This is a genomic window from Sphingomonas sp. CCH9-E2, assembly GCF_001557215.1.
Classification (GTDB): domain Bacteria; phylum Pseudomonadota; class Alphaproteobacteria; order Sphingomonadales; family Sphingomonadaceae; genus Sphingomonas.
In genome coordinates, this window is sequence record NZ_LSJM01000464.1 from 1 (window position 1) to 695 (window position 695).

Genomic DNA, 695 nt, shown 5'->3' on the forward strand with positions numbered 1-695 from the left:
CCTCGGAGTGGATCACGCCCGCCTTGTTGCTGAAATCGTGATCGCGCCCGAGCCGGTCGTCGTGCAGCTCGGACGCGGAACGATAGGCGGCGCTCGCAACAGCGCTCGATCCGTTCGCACGACTGATGACCTTGGCAGAGAAGTGGTAGATCGCCATCTCGCTCCGCATTCTGCACTTCTTAGCGCACGTCGGCAACGACGTATAAGCGCGCACTCACAATCCGCTACACTCCTCGTGATTGACTTGGTGCTGCCTACTGCTCCGTTCGTTCTTTACCCCCTGCGCCGGCTGCGCTAGAGTGTTCTGGCTGATGATCGCGGAGGGGTAGAGGCGATGCGGAAGGTGCGCGATTACGATGCGGAGTTGAAGGCGCTCGGCGACAAAGCCCGCGCGCTCAAGGCGAAGCGGGTCGAACAGCTCGGCCAGCTCGTCGCCGCCACGGGTGCCGATGCGCTCGATGCCGAGACGCTAGCGGGCGTGCTGCTGGATGCGGTCGGGTCGAAGGATGCGAGCGCAAAGGAGGCGTGGCGATCGAAGGGCGCGGCCTTCTTTCAACGACGCGGGCGCAAGCCTGTCCCGAGCGAAGTCGAGGGGGGTGGCGGCGCTGCTGCGATCGACGGATCGGGCGCTCAAGCTGAGCCGGGCGGCGACGCTGCGGGCGGAAGCAACGCAACGGCGAACGGATAGCAGGGTC

At 65.3% G+C, this 695-nt stretch carries 2 protein-coding genes; one reads left to right on the forward strand and one right to left on the reverse strand.

Translation table 11 applies throughout. The annotated features are described in order from the left end of the window. Positions 1-157, reverse strand: a 157-nt coding sequence (locus AX681_RS23245) for a MobA/MobL family protein (protein ID WP_156456155.1), incomplete at its 3' end; no start/stop codon positions are given. Between the two features lie 177 nt (positions 158-334). On the opposite strand from AX681_RS23245, the gene AX681_RS20995 reads away from it, so the two are divergent. Then, positions 335-688 carry a conjugal transfer protein TraD gene (locus AX681_RS20995; protein ID WP_066682715.1) on the forward strand — a complete coding sequence of 118 codons (354 nt, stop codon included), beginning with the start codon at positions 335-337 and terminating at the stop codon, positions 686-688. Positions 689-695: the final 7 nt, after the last annotated feature.

Coding starts and splice junctions, on each gene's coding strand:
- AX681_RS20995 (WP_066682715.1), top strand. CDS start 335: ATGCGGAAGGTGCGCGATTACGATGCGGAGTTGAAGGCGCTCGGCGAC.